14 protein-coding genes are annotated in these 15221 nt (G+C 51.3%); 6 read left to right on the top strand and 8 right to left on the bottom strand.

The features are described from left to right. Nucleotides 1-4 precede the first annotated feature (4 nt). Nucleotides 5-1600 carry an ABC-F family ATPase gene (locus tag WB237_RS10030; protein ID WP_028021392.1) on the bottom strand — a complete coding sequence of 532 codons (1596 nt, stop codon included), beginning with the start codon at nucleotides 1598-1600 and terminating at the stop codon, nucleotides 5-7. A 221-nt stretch (nucleotides 1601-1821) separates the two neighbouring features. On the opposite strand from WB237_RS10030, the gene ldtB reads away from it, so the two are divergent. Beyond that, on the top strand, nucleotides 1822-2742 hold the full coding sequence (gene ldtB, locus WB237_RS10035; RefSeq protein ID WP_129996383.1) for a L,D-transpeptidase: 921 nt from the start codon (nucleotides 1822-1824) through the stop codon (nucleotides 2740-2742). A gap of 238 nt (nucleotides 2743-2980) precedes the next feature. Further along, nucleotides 2981-3790: a glycosyltransferase gene (locus tag WB237_RS10040; protein WP_336212726.1), complete on the top strand. Its 810-nt coding sequence runs from the start codon at nucleotides 2981-2983 to the stop codon at nucleotides 3788-3790. An 8-nt stretch (nucleotides 3791-3798) separates the two neighbouring features. On the opposite strand, the gene WB237_RS10045 is transcribed toward WB237_RS10040, so the two are convergent. The 6 genes from WB237_RS10045 to mntR all read right to left on the bottom strand — a co-directional run bounded on the left by WB237_RS10045 (nucleotide 3799) and on the right by mntR (nucleotide 10139). Next, the gene (locus WB237_RS10045; RefSeq protein WP_028019356.1) at nucleotides 3799-4515 is read right to left on the bottom strand and encodes a GntR family transcriptional regulator; all 717 of its coding nucleotides are present in this window, start codon (nucleotides 4513-4515) and stop codon (nucleotides 3799-3801) included. A 15-nt stretch (nucleotides 4516-4530) separates the two neighbouring features. Then, a complete protein-coding gene (locus WB237_RS10050; RefSeq protein ID WP_028019357.1) occupies nucleotides 4531-5853 on the bottom strand; it encodes a PTS sugar transporter subunit IIC in 1323 nt (440 codons plus the stop codon). Between the two features lie 51 nt (nucleotides 5854-5904). Then, complete coding sequence (locus tag WB237_RS10055; RefSeq protein WP_336212730.1) at nucleotides 5905-7281, bottom strand: glycoside hydrolase family 1 protein; 1377 nt, start codon at nucleotides 7279-7281, stop codon at nucleotides 5905-5907. A gap of 145 nt (nucleotides 7282-7426) precedes the next feature. Next, nucleotides 7427-8467 (bottom strand): aldo/keto reductase, encoded by a 1041-nt coding sequence (locus WB237_RS10060; RefSeq protein ID WP_336212733.1) that lies wholly within the window; start codon nucleotides 8465-8467, stop codon nucleotides 7427-7429. A 101-nt stretch (nucleotides 8468-8568) separates the two neighbouring features. Continuing rightward, the gene (locus WB237_RS10065; RefSeq protein ID WP_134707346.1) at nucleotides 8569-9669 is read right to left on the bottom strand and encodes an anion transporter; all 1101 of its coding nucleotides are present in this window, start codon (nucleotides 9667-9669) and stop codon (nucleotides 8569-8571) included. Next, on the bottom strand, nucleotides 9666-10139 hold the full coding sequence (gene mntR / locus WB237_RS10070; RefSeq protein ID WP_114978452.1) for a manganese-binding transcriptional regulator MntR: 474 nt from the start codon (nucleotides 10137-10139) through the stop codon (nucleotides 9666-9668). Before mntR ends, WB237_RS10065 begins: the two co-directional genes overlap by 4 nt. A 183-nt stretch (nucleotides 10140-10322) precedes the next feature. Here mntR and mntS point away from each other — a divergent pair, with 183 nt between their 5' ends. Both mntS and WB237_RS10080 read left to right on the top strand, forming a co-directional pair. Next, nucleotides 10323-10451, top strand: coding sequence for a manganase accumulation protein MntS (mntS, locus tag WB237_RS10075; protein ID WP_032667017.1), 129 nt, complete (start codon nucleotides 10323-10325; stop codon nucleotides 10449-10451). 283 nt (nucleotides 10452-10734) lie between these two features. Beyond that, nucleotides 10735-12318, top strand: coding sequence for a phosphoethanolamine transferase (locus tag WB237_RS10080; RefSeq protein WP_236919768.1), 1584 nt, complete (start codon nucleotides 10735-10737; stop codon nucleotides 12316-12318). A gap of 85 nt (nucleotides 12319-12403) precedes the next feature. Here the strand turns inward: WB237_RS10080 and ompX are convergent, their stop codons facing one another. Next, the gene (gene ompX / locus WB237_RS10085; protein ID WP_336212736.1) at nucleotides 12404-12922 is read right to left on the bottom strand and encodes an outer membrane protein OmpX; all 519 of its coding nucleotides are present in this window, start codon (nucleotides 12920-12922) and stop codon (nucleotides 12404-12406) included. A 355-nt stretch (nucleotides 12923-13277) separates the two neighbouring features. Between ompX and rhtA the strand changes: the two genes are divergently transcribed. Together rhtA and dps are read left to right on the top strand one after the other, a co-directional pair. Next, entirely contained in the window at nucleotides 13278-14165 is an 888-nt protein-coding gene (rhtA, locus tag WB237_RS10090; RefSeq protein WP_049005393.1) for a threonine/homoserine exporter RhtA, read from the top strand. A gap of 299 nt (nucleotides 14166-14464) precedes the next feature. Continuing rightward, complete coding sequence (gene dps / locus WB237_RS10095; protein ID WP_008501171.1) at nucleotides 14465-14968, top strand: DNA starvation/stationary phase protection protein Dps; 504 nt, start codon at nucleotides 14465-14467, stop codon at nucleotides 14966-14968. The last annotated feature ends 253 nt before the right edge of the window (nucleotides 14969-15221 follow it).

The raw sequence follows: 15221 nt of genomic DNA on the forward strand, positions 1-15221 counted from the left end.
TTTTTTAATTTTCGATACCTTTACTGCGCAGGTAATCTTCATAGTTACCGGTGAAGTCCACCACGCGCTCTGGCGTAATTTCAATCACACGGGTCGCCAGCGAGCTGACGAACTCACGGTCGTGAGAGACGAAGATCAGAGTACCCTGATACATCTCCAGCGCCATGTTCAGCGATTCGATAGATTCCATATCCAGGTGGTTGGTTGGTTCGTCCATCACCAGGATATTTGGTTTTTCCATCATCAGCTTGCCGAACAGCATACGGCCCTTCTCACCACCGGAGAGCACTTTAGCTGGCTTTTTGATGTCGTCCTGGCTGAACAGCAGACGCCCCAGAATACTGCGCACCGCCTGCTCGTCGTCGCCTTCCTGCTTCCACTGGCTCATCCAGTCAAAGACGGTCAGGTCGTTTTCGAACTCGTATTCGTGGTCCTGTGCATAGTAACCAATCTGGGCGTTTTCAGACCATTTAACCGTACCGTTATCCGGCTGCAGTTCACCAACCAGGGTTTTGAGCATGGTGGATTTACCCACGCCGTTAGCACCCAGAATGGCAATTTTCTCACCCACTTCCAGCAGTAAATTGAAGTTTTTGAACAACGGGCCTTCGTCGAAACCTTTAGTAAGGGCTTCCACTTCCAGTGCGTTACGGAACAGTTTCTTATCCTGCTCGAAACGAATGAACGGGTTCTGACGGCTGGACGCTTTGACTTCTTCCAGCTTGATTTTATCGATCTGGCGTGCACGCGAGGTCGCCTGACGGGATTTAGAGGCGTTAGCGCTAAAGCGGCTGACGAAGGACTGCAGGTCAGCAATTTGCGCTTTCTTCTTGGCGTTATCGGCCAGCAGACGTTCACGCGCCTGGGTGGCAGCCGTCATATATTCATCGTAGTTGCCCGGATAAACGCGCAGCTCGCCGTAGTCCAGATCCGCCATGTGCGTACACACCATATTCAGGAAGTGACGGTCGTGCGAAATGATGATCATGGTGCTGTCGCGATCGTTCAACGTCTGTTCCAGCCAGCGGATGGTGTCGATGTCCAGGTTGTTCGTCGGTTCATCGAGCAGCAGGATGTCCGGGTTGGAGAACAGCGCCTGAGCCAGCAGCACACGCAGTTTCCAGCCTGGCGCGACTTCGCTCATCGGGCCGTAGTGTTGTTCTACCGGAATGCCAACGCCCAGCAGCAGTTCACCTGCACGCGCTTCCGCAGAGTAACCGTCCATCTCACCGTATTGCGTTTCCAGTTCGGCCACTTTATAGCCGTCTTCTTCGCTCATCTCGGCCAGCGCGTAAATACGATCGCGCTCTTGTTTTACTTCCCACAGCTCCGCGTGCCCCATGATCACCGTGTCGAGAACGGTGAACTCTTCGAAGGCGAACTGATCCTGACGCAGCTTACCGATGCGCTCATTAGGATCGAGCGATACGTTGCCGAGCGTCGGCTCCAGGTCACCGCCGAGGATCTTCATAAAGGTGGATTTACCGCTACCGTTGGCACCAATCAGGCCGTAACGGTTGCCGCCGCCAAATTTGACGGAAATGTTTTCGAACAGCGGCTTACTGCCAAACTGCATAGTGACGTTGCTGGTAACTAACACGGAGAGATTCCTGCGAAAAGTGTGATAAACACGGCATTATGCCACAATTCCTAATTGAGATCCCCTGTTGCCGCAATCCACTAAACTTTAACAAAATCGAAAAAAGTGTGATTTCGTACACATCTGAATTCCCTGTAAGCGGGAATGCACATATAATGCGCTCCCATCAAATTCAGACTTATTCAACTAATCGCCAGAGTGGCTCAGATACCTCGCATAACATGAACATGAAATTAACAACGCTTTTTGCGGCGGCGTTAGCCGTAGTAGGTTTTTGTAAGACCGCGTCTGCGGTGACTTATCCGCTGCCAACCGACGGTAGCCGTCTGGTGGGTCAAAACCAGGTGGTGACGGTGCCTGAGGGTAACACTCAGCCGCTGGAGTATTTCGCTGCTCAGTACCAGTTGGGCCTGTCCAACATGCTGGAAGCGAACCCGGGCGTTGACCCGTATCTGCCGAAAGCGGGTACCGTGCTGAATATTCCACAGCAGCTGATCCTGCCGGATACCGTTCATGAAGGTATCGTGATTAACAGCGCGGAAATGCGTCTGTATTACTACCCGAAAGGCACCAACACCGTAATCGTGCTGCCGATTGGTATCGGCCAGTTGGGCAAAGACACCCCGCTGAACTGGACCACCAAAGTTGAACGTAAGAAAGCGGGCCCAACCTGGACGCCGACGGCTAAAATGCACGCGGAATACATCGCTGCGGGCGAACCGCTGCCAGCCGTTGTTCCGGCAGGCCCGGATAACCCGATGGGTCTGTACGCGCTCTACATTGGCCGTCTGTATGCGATCCACGGTACCAACGCTAACTTTGGTATCGGCCTGCGCGTTAGCCACGGTTGTGTGCGTCTGCGTAACGAAGACATCAAATTCCTGTTCGAAAACGTACCTGTCGGCACGCGCGTGCAGTTCATCAACGAACCGGTGAAAGCAACGTCTGAGCCTGATGGCAGCCGTTACATTGAAGTGCACAACCCGCTGTCCACCAGCGAAGATCAGATCAACAATAACGAAATCGTACCGGTTACGCTGAACAGCGCAGTACAGTCAGTGACCTCTCAACCGGACGTAGAGACAACGATTGTTGACCAGGCCGTGCAGAACCGCTCCGGTATGCCGGTGCGTTTGAACTAATCAAACTGCTCCACTGAAGCCTCTTAATAAGACCCCTAATTATTGGGGTCTTATTGCTCTTCAACCCCCCTCATCCTGCCTGAATAGCAATTATTGCCATAAGTCCCATTCTTGCCATTTTCTGCTAACCCGGCGGGGTTACATCCAATCCTATAAGTGTTATGATGCGCGTACTTGTAAAATCAGTTTAATCTGTATTTATCAGGTTTTTTTTATTTCCTGGAGCCCGCTCAGTTCGATGATCAGTATTAACTTAACAACAACAAAATCGCGCCTTTATCTCTGTTCGCAAACAGTGTGGTCACTGGCGAACCAGAGTAAAAAGGTCGATCAAATTGTTGTGTGGGTATCCAGCACACCTTATCTCAGTGACGAAGGCATCACTGAAGAGCCTGACTGGGCGCAGAAAATTCGCCAGACGGGCACCAATCTGGTCTTTAAATGGGTTAAAAATACCGGACCATATCGGAAATTGTTTCCGGCGCTACAAGCAGCAACGGAAGACGATATTCTGATTTATGCTGACGATGACGCTATCTATAACGAAATTTGGGCGGAAACACTGCTGGATGATTTTTACCGCCATAATCAGGAATTTGTGGTGGCAGCGCGTGTGCGAGAAACGGTAAAAAAGAAGAAAGATCTTCTTGATACCTATCGTAATTTCCCGCTTATCACGGTCCCTAAAGTCGTTGAACAGAACTATATCATCACGGGTCTCGGTGGCGTTGTACTCAAGAAGAGAATGATCCCGGAATATTTCCATTATAACGAGGACTTCATTAAGGTTTGTCCTCGCGCGGATGATATTTGGATCAGCAAACTGATTCAGCTAACCAAAACACCTGTCTATGTTTCTGCGCAGAGTATTCGTTTTGTTCATGAAATAATCCATGACTACGGTTTATCACGAGACAATACCAGCAAAATAAAACGTTCCTGGCTTCAAAAAGTCCGTTTAACGTTCAAACCTGGTCAAATCCAGCATCTGTGTCAGAACGATCTTTATATACAAGACACCGACAGCTATTTCGAATCGTGCGCCTGACAAAGTAGCTAGCCGTTATTGACGATCACAATCCCGCCGTGATCGTAACGATAGTGACAGTGGGCATACTCTAGTGGTGTGCCATCCTCCAGATAAATAACCTGCTCCACTTCCAGTACGGGATCGGTTTGCTCGCAGACCAGATGTTGTCTGTCCAGCGTATTGGGTTTTAACGCCCGTACAATCCGGTACGACCCCATGATTTTCAGCCCCAGTGTCTCCTGGACGTACTGAAATACCGAGCCCTCGAGATGGCTTTTCGTCAGGCCGGGGACCAGGTTCATTGGCATCACCGTCGAATCCAGCGACATGGGTTCACCGTTGAGCAAACGTAAACGAATAAAGTCATAGACAGGCGCATCGGCGTTAATCATCAGCGATGCCTGCTCTTTCTCGTTCGGGAAACGCAGCTCAAAGTGCACCACCTGGCTGGTCACCGTTCCCAAATGTTCCCACGTTTTAGTCGCCCCAAAGTAGTCACTCCCGGAGAGATCCCACTGTGAAAGCTGGAGGAAATTTTTGCGGATGAACGTTCCCTGCCCCTGGCGGGTATAAACCAGTCCTTCCACAATCAACTGCCGCATCGCCTGCTGGATGGTCATCCGGCTGGAGTTGAACTCCGCCGCCAACGCAAACTGATCCGGCAGCGGTTCATTGGCGGCGTACTGTTGGCTGATAATGCGTTTCTTAATTTCCCGCGCTATGGTGATGTACTTCGCCGCCATCGTCCTTCCTTTCTGCTAGTTTTCTATCCCGCTGTTTTTCAACGCCACTCTCTCGGCAATTTTGAGGAAAGGCAGGTAGAAGAATACACCAAAAACAATGATTGCCAACTGCACCACCACCGCTCGCCAGTCTCCTGCTGTCGCCAGCCAGGCACTCAGGATGGGTGGCGTTGTCCAGGGAATCATCACTACACAACGCGACATTAATCCCAGCGTGGTACAGAGCCAGGCAAAGTAGATGCCAATGGCAGGCAAAAGTACAAAGGGGATCATCAACGGCAGGTTAAACACTATCGGCAAGCCAAAAATGACCGGCTCGTTGATGTTAAACAGGCCTGGCGCCAGCGACAGGCGCGCCACCTGTTTCGCCGATTTTTGGCGTGAGAAGATAAAAATAGCTATCAACAGGGAAATGGTGCTGCCCGTTCCACCCACCATGCCAAACGTCGGCACGAAGATGTTATTGATGATGTGTGGGATTGGCTGACCGTTAGCAAAGGCCAGCATGTTCTCATTGGTGTTGATCAGCAGGAACGGCTCCAGCACCACGCTATTGACCACCGACTGATGAATACCGAGCGTAAACAGGAAATTACCAAAACTGTAGATAAAGATCGTGCCCGGCAGACTGGTGTTGATGAGTCGAAGTGGCTGCTGAATAAAGGTCGTGATCAGGTGGATCAAATCCGTATGCAGCACGCTTGCCAGCAGAGCCGCCAGTACCGCAAACAGAGAGAGCGTGAGAATAGTTGGGATCAGCGCGGTAAACGATTTACTCACCGCAGGTGGCACATTCTCTCCGAGCGAAATATGCAGTGCTTTCAGGCGCGAAATAGCAATAAACAACTCCGTTGAAAGCAAACCAATCAACACCCCGGCGAAAATCCCGGTGGAGCCGATATTGGCAAACGTCAGCACCTGGGTGACGTTCACCGTGGTATCGCTGCCGACGGGCGTGAGCTGTAAGCGCATCGGCATCATGATGATAAAACTGCTGACGGCGATAACCACTGCCGAGACCGGATTGTCGAAATCTTTGTTGCGCGCCAGCGACCAGGCAATCATTGGAGCCAATAGCAGCGCAGCGATATTCAGCGTGCCGTTGATTATCGCCTCCCCCCACAGCTTACATTGTGCCAGCGTGTCGCCTTCAAAGATCCACGGAAAGACCACGTTATTCACCAGCACCGCCAGACCCGCGAGGATGAAAATTGGCATTACCGTGGCGAAAGCATCGCGCAGGGAACGCAGGTGCACCTGGTTTGCCAGACGCGCCGAGAACTCTACAAATTTATCGACAAAGGACTGCATATGCGGTGTTATTTTTGTTTCAGACATAGCGGATATTTCCCATCAATCAGTCACAAAAACGGCCCGGCAGCGTACAACTTACAGCTCGCGTCCGTTGGTATGAATAACCTGTTTTAACCACGCGTAACTTTTCTTCGGCACACGTTTCAGGTCTTTCAGGTCATGGTTTTCACGGTTGACGTAAACCACACCGTAGCGTTTACGCATGTCCCCCTGAGAGCTGAGAATGTCGATGAGTCCCCAGCCGAGATAGCCGATCACTTCCGCCCCGTCCTCGAACATCGCCTCCTTCATGGCCTCGATATGCGCCCGGTGGTAGTCGATACGGTAGGTGTCATCAATCGGGTTCACGCCGTCCCAGGACTCAATCACCCCAATGCCGTTCTCGATCGGGAACACCGGCAGGCGCCAGTCGTTGGCGTAGCGGGTGATGATGGTGCGGAAGCCCAGCGGATCGATCTGCCAGTTCCACTCGGTGGCCTTCAAGTACGGGTTGTTTTTCTCGCCGTGCAGCAGGTAATAGTTCACCGGTGTGCCTTCGGGGATTGCATCACTGTCCAGGGTTTTACTGGCGTAGTAGCTGAACGCCATGAAGTCGTTTTTAGTACGCGCCAGAAGCAGGAGATCGTCGGCACGGTAGATGTCACTAAAGCCTTCCTGCTCCACCACAGCCAACACCGCCGGGCTGTAGCCCTGCCCGGCAAAGACCCGCAGCAGGTTCTGGTTGAGGAATTCATCGTATTGTTGCGCACAAAATATATCGCGCGGTTTGCAGGTGGCCGGATAGATCAACTGATGCGCCAGCATGCCGCCCATCAATTTCCCCGGTTTGGTCTGGTGCAGATACTCAGTCAATGCCATGTGCGCCACCATTGTATGGTGCTGTAACTCGTACAACTCGCGCAGGGTTTTCTCCCCTTTCATGTAGCCGGATATCCGGAAGGCTTCCGGCATATGGAAGATGTTCTGCTCGTTGAAGGTCAGCCAGTACTTCACGCGATCGCCGAAGCAGTCGATCATCTTTTTGCCATAGCGAATAAAAGCATCCATCACATGGCGATCGTTAAAACCGTTGTACTCCTGCGCCAGCGTCAGTGGCATATCGAAGTGGTAGAGACAAATCATCGGCTCAATACCACGAGCAATCAGATCGTCAATAAAGCGGTCATAAAAGGCGATACCTTCGTCATTAAAGTCACCATCTCCCTGCGGGCAGACGCGGCTCCAGGCGATCTGAAAGCGATAGCAATTCATGCCCAGGTCCTGCATCAGGTCAAAATCCTCCCGATAACGGTGGTAAGAGTCCGTTGCAACTTTCCAGTCTGAGACGTTTTCTCCGGCCTCACGAATGTCATATACCGACATCCCCTTCCCGCCCTCGTTCCATGCGCCTTCCGTCTGCATGCTCGATACCGAGTTACCCCATAAAAAGTTGGCTGGCAGTAATTGATTCATCGTCCCCTCTCTTATGACTAGTCATTTAAAATTTCATGACTAGTCATATAGGCGAAGATGAAAAATCAATCAAAGAGGAGGATCGTTTTTTGTGAGCAATGCAGGAAAAAAACCGGTGAGCAAACTGTCACCGGGATAAGAGAGGTTACTGTTGCATTAACTGATTGCGGCGATATTCCCCCTGCCGCTCCAGCATCCAGCCGGGATATTCGCGTGGCAACGCGCTTACGGCATCGAGCTGTTTTAGCTCTTGTTCGCTCAGGCTGATCCCGGTCGCGGCAATATTATCGTCCAGTTGCTCAACGCGTTTGGCGCCAATAATCACGCTGGTCACGGCTTTTTGATGCAGCAGCCACGCCAGCGCGATTTGCGCCACGGAGACGCCCTTGCTTTCGGCGATAGTGCGCATCACGTCCACGCAGTCGAAGGCGCGCTCTTTATTAACCGGCGGGAAGTCGAACTCCAGACGACGGCCACCCGCTTCACTTTGCCCGTCACGGCCATATTTTCCGCTCAGAAGACCGCCCGCCAGCGGGCTCCAGACCATCAGCCCGACCCCTTCGCTCCGCATCATCGGTATCAGCTCACGCTCAAGATCGCGTCCGGCAATGGTGTAATACGCCTGCAGTGACGCGAAACGCGCCAGCCCAAGACGTTCAGAAATACCGAGCGCTTTGGCAATTTGCCACGCCGCCCAGTTCGAGACGCCGATATAGCGTACATGGCCGTGCTGCACCAGATTATCCAGCGCATAGAGCGTCTCTTCGACAGGAGTTGCAGGGTCGAAACCGTGTAGCTGATAGAGATCGATATGATCGAGCTGGAGGCGGCGCAGGCTCTCTTTTACGCTGCTGATGATGTGGTAGCGGGAACTGCCGCGTGAGTTCACCCCCGCCGTGCCCGTTTCACCAAACACTTTGGTGGCAACCACCACGTTCTCGCGCGGTACTTTCAGGTTTTTCAGCGCCTGACCGGTGATCTCCTCTGAGCGTCCTTCAGAGTAAACGTCCGCGGTGTCAATAAAGTTTATCCCGGCGTCCAGCGCGCGGCCCACAAGCTGCTCGGCGTCGCGTTGCTGCAGTTGACCAATCTTGCCCCACATCCCCCCTTCTCCGCCGAAGGTCATGGTGCCGAGGCACAGTTCGGAAACAAACAGTCCGGTATTGCCCAGTTTTTGATAACGCATACGACACACCTCTCAATGTTCATTCAATGGCGACCAGAGAGTTATACCTCTCTGGTTCTCATTGCGAATGTGTCGTTTCTGTCTATTTCTTGCCCATTTCTCTAAAGCAGTAAAAAGCCTGCCAGTGCCGCCCAAATCAGCATTGGGATCGACCAGACATGGAAGCGCCACCAGATACGGCGATCGTTAGCCATACGCAGGGCAATCAGATTGGCCAGTGAACCGGGCAGGAGCCCAAATCCGCCGATGTTAACTGCCCAGGCCAGGAGCGTGTCAGGTGGCACATAGTTGAGCAGCAGAATGGTGGCAGGCACATTACTGATAAACTGAGACAGGCCAATCGCCGTCAGCCACAATCCAGGCTGGGAAAGCGTGCTGACACTGTGAAGAACATTTTGCAGTACCGGAAGCTGGATAAGGAGATGCACATCAATAAACATCGCCATGAAGACCAGCAGCAACGTCCAGTCCACGCTCACCAGAACGCGCCGTGCCAGGACGACAAACCCCGCGGCCACGAGCAGGACACCCACCAGCTCATATTTCAGCTCCAGCGCGAACAGAAAGACGATATACAGTCCCAGGCAGCTCCAGACCAGACGAGGCTGCCACTGCGGGCCCGTGGTTCCGCTGTGGTATTGCAGTTTTTTATCAGGAAACGCAAACCAGCAAACCGCCAGTAGCGACAACATCATCACCAGTGCCAGCGGGGCCATCTGCCAGGTAAATGCGGCAAACGACAACCCGGAACGTCCCCAGAGGAGGATATTTTGTGGGTTACCAATGGGAGTCAAAAGAGAACCGGCATTCACAGCCAGCGCCTCAAAGATGATCAGCCTGCTTACCGGGATCTCACAAAGCTTTCGTAGCGTGAGCGTGAGGGGCACGATGATAAACAGCGCCACGTCGTTGGTCAAAAAGGTCGACAGCACCGCAGCAGAGAAGACCATAAACAGTGACAACTTACGCTCGGTAGCAAAGCGACGCACCATTTTGCGTCCCAGCACGTCAAAATAGCCGCTCAGCTCAACACCTTTAGTGAGCATCATTAAACCGCTCAGGGTAATGATGGTTCGCCAGTCAATCGCCGCAGGCCAGGCATGGGGCGCAAAAGGGACAAAAAGGCTTAACCCTGCGCCAACAATTAATAAGAGATGAAAGAAACGGTCGCGTGCCAGGGCTTGTAATCCAGGAATATTCATTCAGCGGAGGAACCATATTTAAGAGTAAATTCACGAAACTTCACCAGCGTCTCTTCGCTAACGTGGTGTTCCATTCCTTCCGCATCCCGGCGGGCGATCTCCGGACTTACACCCAGTACCAGTAAAAAGTTCTCAACGAGCTGATGACGCTCGCGGCTCTCCTGCGCAAGCTTGTCCCCTTCCGGCGTCAGGAAAACACCGCGCCAGGGAATCATTTCAATGAGCCCCACAGAAGCCAGTCGCTTTAACATTTTAGCAACGGTAGGTTGCGAAACCCCCAGTCTGGCAGCCATATCAACCTGACGCGCTTCCCCGACCTCACGGATCAGATCGGAAATCAACTCCACATAATCATCAATCAGTTCACGTCGGTGCGCTTCACGTACCTGGCGGAACCCTTCAACGTGCTCTTCAACATTCACCAGTTGCGTCGTTTTTCTCATCGTTGGCTTACCTGCGCGACGGTTCATTGTACTTCCTCAGTGGGGTGACGCTTCCAGCGCCCGGTATCGAGAGCGCACATTGTAAACCATCACTCTGTAAGCACAAAAAATTAACGAAATAGCCATAGCTATACAATATAGCCTGTGCTATATCTGTATGTAATGCAGTCACCCTTCATGGATCGAAGGGATCTAAAATCAGGAGGTCTTATGAACGAATTCAAGAGGTGTATGACCGTGTTTACTCACTCCCCCTTTAAAGTGCGCTTAATGCTGTTGAACATGCTGTGCGATATGTTTAACAACAAACCGCAACAGGACGATAAACCTTCTCACTAAGCGGCGTTGCGGTACGCCGCTTCATTTTTCCGTCACAATCCCTCTGTACAATGGCGTTTAGCCGCCTTATTCCCGATCTTTTTTACGGATTTGCAGTCCTCTTCGCAAAACATCTGCTTAGCAACTGTTGATATTATTTACTACTCGCACTATCTTCTTGCAGCCCTGCACAATTTGCGGCTCGCTGAAGCGGACCCTCATTCCCTCTCCACGCACTGTCAGGCAGGTTATGACCCTTGACGCCAGGGTGAGCACATGGCGTTTTTATCCATGATAGTGACCTATGAATTTAACCCTGATAGATACTGTTGTTACCCGCAGCCGGGCCCTAAACCCGTGGACGGGGTTTTACTTTTTGCAGTCATTGCTGATTAACTTTGCGCTTGGCTATCCCTTTAGTCTGCTCTATGCGGTCGCTTTCACCTGCATTTTGCATCTGCTATGGCGAGCCGCACCGCGCGCGCAAAAAACGTTAATCGGGATCTGCTCGCTGGTCGCTGCGCTCTATTTCCCGTTTGGTCAAGCGTACGGCTCACCAAACTTTAATACCCTGCTCGCGCTGCACTCGACCAACATGGAAGAGTCGACGGAGATCCTGACGATCTTCCCGTGGTACAGCTACGTGGTTGGGCTCTTTATCTTCGCGTTGGGCGTTATCGCCATCCGCCGTCAGTCGGGCGAGAAAAAATCCTGGGGTAAGATCGAAATACTCTGTCTGGTGTTCAGCATTGCCGTGGCGTTTGTCGCCCCCATCCAGAATATTCCCTGGGACGGTAAGCTAAGGCTCATCAATATCGGCTATCCGGTTTTCCGCTTCGTGAAAGACGTCGTAGTCAATAATAAAGAGGTTCTCGACGAGCAGGCACGCATGGCTGAACTTTCCAATATGAAAGACACCTGGAACGTGCTGGCTGTTAAGCCGAAATATCACACCTATGTGGTAGTGATTGGCGAAAGTGCACGTCGGGATGCCATGGGGGCGTTTGGTGGACACTGGGATAACACGCCGTTTGCCAGTTCGGTTAATGGCACACTGTTTACCGATTATGTCGCGGCCAGCGGTTCAACGCAGAAATCGCTCGGTCTGACGCTCAACCGTGTGGTTGATGGCAAACCACAATACCAGGATAACTTTGTCACTCTGGCAAACCGCGCAGGTTTTCAGACATGGTGGTTCTCCAATCAGGGGCAAATTGGTGAATACGATACGGCCATCGCCAGTATCGCTAAGCGTGCTGATGAAGTGCAGTTCCTGAAGAGCGGCGACTTTGAAGCCGATAAAAATACGAAAGACGAAGCGCTGCTGAAAATGACGTCGCAGGTCTTTGCCACCCCGCGTACGCAGCCTCAGTTGATTGTCCTGCACCTGATGGGATCGCATCCGCAGGCCTGCGATCGCACCGGTGGGAAGTACGCCGAGTTCGTGCAGTCCAAAGAGACCTCTTGTTATCTCTATACCATGACGCAAACCGACGACCTGCTCAGCAAGTTGTACGAGCAGTTACGCAATACGGGTGACAGCTTCTCGCTGGTTTATTTCTCAGATCACGGGCTGGCGTTTAAAGAACGTGGAAAAGAGGTGCAGTATCTGGCGCACGATGACAAGTTCCAGCAGAACTTCCAGGTACCCTTTATGGTGCTGTCGAGTGACGATAAAAAGCATCGCGTCATCAAAGCCCGACGTTCAGCAAATGATTTTCTGCAGTTCTTCTCTCAGTGGACGGGGATCTCTGCCGAGCAGATAAAAACGGCTTACCCATTTGTTTCAGGTAAGAAAGCTCCTCCAGTTTACGTTACCAACTTCAAGTTACAGAAAGTTGACTACAACCATCTGGGTACGGATATCTTCGATATAAAGAGTAAGTAAGCATTACCCTCTTCCACGGGAGAGGGTACGAAGATAAAAAAAATCCGCCACATGGGGCGGATTTTTTATTAGCTCACCGGAGTGATTAGAAGCGGTAACCTACGCCCGCGATCCAGGTGCCAACGTCAACGTTGCGGATACGGCTCTGCTCATAAGAGAAGTCCAGAGCGACGTCCTGGATTGGGTTGAACTGCAGGCCTGCGCCATAGGAGAAGCCGTAGTCGCTGTTGCTTGCAGTGCGGTTCGCACCCTGGTTTTCGGTCTGCTGGAATTTACCGTAGCCAACACCTACAACACCGTAGATGCTTGCCCAGTCGTTCAGACGGTAAGCTGGACCAGCAGTGATACCGTAGTACTGACCTTTGTTGTATGCGCCGTTCTCAGAACGATCTTTCTCGGTGTAAGTGAAAGAACCGATCACGCCCAGCGGGTTGTTATCCTGCTCGTAGCGATACTTCAGGTTGAAACCGTTAGCTTTGTTCATCACGCCCTGATAGTCGCTCTGAGCGTAACCACCGGTAACGGTAGAAGTAGCAGCTACAGCGGTACCTGCGGAAACAGCCAGTACAGCGGCCAGTGCTGAAAGACATGCAATTTTTTTCATAACCACCTCAAATGTGCTTCAAGTAAGTCCGTAAGTTTTAAATATATCAAAAAAATTTGCGAAACTCTTTGTGATTCGTGATGTCTAAAGGTTCCTTTCCTGTAACAGAACATTTCCAGCTTCAGCTATCTCTTTCAAATCACATGCAATTTTCACTACAAAACGCCCATAGTGCGCGCCTGCGCTGTTACATTCATCCAGATTATTCCTAATCTGACAGGCGATAAATCCAACAACGCTTAACCATTTTACGGATTTCACATGGTTTTTTTTTCAACGGCGTCTCAACCGTTGCAACATAATTCCTTTACACTGCAACCTTTACTTCATTTGACATAAGCTGACAGGAGAAAGGATGCCTGGGTTATCCCGCACATCGTCGGTCTGGTTGCCGGTAGCAGTCATACTCATTGCAATGTTGTCCATTCAAAGTGGTGCCTCGCTGGCAAAATCGCTTTTTCCGCTGGTTGGTGCCCCTGGAGTCACTGCCCTGCGTATCGTGTTGGGTACGGCAATACTGGTGGTTATTTTCAAACCCTGGCGTTTACGCTTCAAAAAAGAGCAGCGTTTACCCCTGCTATTTTATGGTTTGTCCCTGGGGGCAATGAACTATCTGTTCTATCTCTCCATCCAGACGATCCCTCTGGGGATCGCCGTTGCGCTGGAATTTACCGGCCCGCTGGCCGTGGCACTCTTCTCCTCGCGTCGGCCGGTGGATTTTATCTGGGTCGTGTTAGCCGTTCTGGGGCTATGGTTCTTGCTGCCGCTGGGTCAAAATGTTTCTGAGATTGATTTGACAGGCGCGGCGCTGGCCTTAGGTGCAGGCGCCTGCTGGGCTATCTATATACTCACGGGTCAACGTGCTGGGGAAGAGCATGGCCCGGCAACCGTCGCATTGGGTTCACTGATTGCGGCTATCGTGTTTGTGCCCATCGGTATGGCCCAGGCAACGGAATCTATCTGGCAATGGTCAGTCATGCCGATTGGGCTGGCGGTCGCTATTCTCTCTACAGCACTCCCCTATTCTCTGGAGATGATCGCCCTTACGCGCCTGCCGACGCGCATATTTGGCACCCTGATGAGTATGGAGCCTGCGCTCGCCGCAATCTCCGGGATGGTGTTTCTTGGCGAAACCCTGACATTGACCCAGACGCTGGCGCTCTGCTCGATTATTGCGGCCTCAATGGGATCGACGCTGACCATGCGTTCTGAACCTAAAGTTGAAAAGGTCAATATCAACTAAGGTCATATATTCTGCATGGCCTCACCGCCATGCAGAATAAAGCCCAGGCCGACAGGCGTTATAATTTCACACACAGTTTGTCATATTATCGAAATATGTTCCTTCCCACGCCCACCCAGTCATAAATTAAGATCAATCCGTACAACACCGAAAACAATCATTTAATTTCAACAAGTTAAATTATCAACACTCTTATCTCTATTAAACTGATAGGTACAGCCAAACCGCAGACAAAAAAACCGATGCTATACTTAGTTCCGTAATTACCTGGGACATAAACATCAAGAGGATATGAGATTATGAGTACCGCTAAACTGGTGAAAACGAAAGCGTCTAATCTGCTTTATACCCGTAACGATGTATCGGATAGCGACAAAAAAGCGACCATTGAGTTGTTGAATCGCCAGGTGATCCAGTTCATCGATCTTTCGCTGATCACTAAACAAGCCCACTGGAATATGCGCGGTGCAAACTTTATTGCCGTTCATGAAATGCTGGATGGCTTCCGCACAGCACTGGTTACCCACCTTGATACGATGGCCGAACGTGCCGTTCAGCTAGGCGGCGTGGCGCTGGGCACCACACAGGTGATTAACAGTAAAACACCATTGAAAAGTTACCCGCTGGATATCCATACCGTTCAGGATCACCTGAAAGAGCTGGCAGACCGCTACGCGATAGTCGCAAACGATGTGCGTAAAGCAATTAGCGAAGCAAAAGACGAAGACACAGCTGATATCTTCACCGCCGCTTCTCGCGATCTGGACCAATTCCTGTGGTTCATTGAATCTAACATCGAATAATTCATAGGAATTTTCTCTTCAACCCTCGCCTGTGGCGAGGGTTTTGCACATCTATGGTGCACGTTTTTTCCCTGAGACAGTGCAAAAGTGAAAAAATTGTAATAATCACCTCACACAACCGTTAACGAGAGATTGTTTTTTCGTCAGAATTTACGCTAAATATCTCTCCGTCAGTTGCCCCAAACGAAGCGCACCAAAACAGTGCTCCACTTTGGTGCAATCAGCCATCATTGCCCTGTTTATTGTGCAATGC

This window comes from Enterobacter sp. P82 (genome assembly GCF_037053385.1).
Classification (GTDB): domain Bacteria; phylum Pseudomonadota; class Gammaproteobacteria; order Enterobacterales; family Enterobacteriaceae; genus Enterobacter.

Coding starts and splice junctions, on each gene's coding strand:
- ldtB (WP_129996383.1), top strand. CDS start 1,822: ATGAACATGAAATTAACAACGCTTTTTGCGGCGGCGTTAGCCGTAGTA.
- WB237_RS10040 (WP_336212726.1), top strand. CDS start 2,981: ATGATCAGTATTAACTTAACAACAACAAAATCGCGCCTTTATCTCTGT.
- WB237_RS10045 (WP_028019356.1), bottom strand. CDS start 4,515: ATGGCGGCGAAGTACATCACCATAGCGCGGGAAATTAAGAAACGCATT.
- WB237_RS10050 (WP_028019357.1), bottom strand. CDS start 5,853: ATGTCTGAAACAAAAATAACACCGCATATGCAGTCCTTTGTCGATAAA.
- WB237_RS10055 (WP_336212730.1), bottom strand. CDS start 7,281: ATGAATCAATTACTGCCAGCCAACTTTTTATGGGGTAACTCGGTATCG.
- WB237_RS10060 (WP_336212733.1), bottom strand. CDS start 8,467: ATGCGTTATCAAAAACTGGGCAATACCGGACTGTTTGTTTCCGAACTG.
- WB237_RS10065 (WP_134707346.1), bottom strand. CDS start 9,669: ATGAATATTCCTGGATTACAAGCCCTGGCACGCGACCGTTTCTTTCAT.
- mntR (WP_114978452.1), bottom strand. CDS start 10,139: ATGAACCGTCGCGCAGGTAAGCCAACGATGAGAAAAACGACGCAACTG.
- mntS (WP_032667017.1), top strand. CDS start 10,323: ATGAACGAATTCAAGAGGTGTATGACCGTGTTTACTCACTCCCCCTTT.
- WB237_RS10080 (WP_236919768.1), top strand. CDS start 10,735: ATGAATTTAACCCTGATAGATACTGTTGTTACCCGCAGCCGGGCCCTA.
- ompX (WP_336212736.1), bottom strand. CDS start 12,922: ATGAAAAAAATTGCATGTCTTTCAGCACTGGCCGCTGTACTGGCTGTT.
- rhtA (WP_049005393.1), top strand. CDS start 13,278: ATGCCTGGGTTATCCCGCACATCGTCGGTCTGGTTGCCGGTAGCAGTC.
- dps (WP_008501171.1), top strand. CDS start 14,465: ATGAGTACCGCTAAACTGGTGAAAACGAAAGCGTCTAATCTGCTTTAT.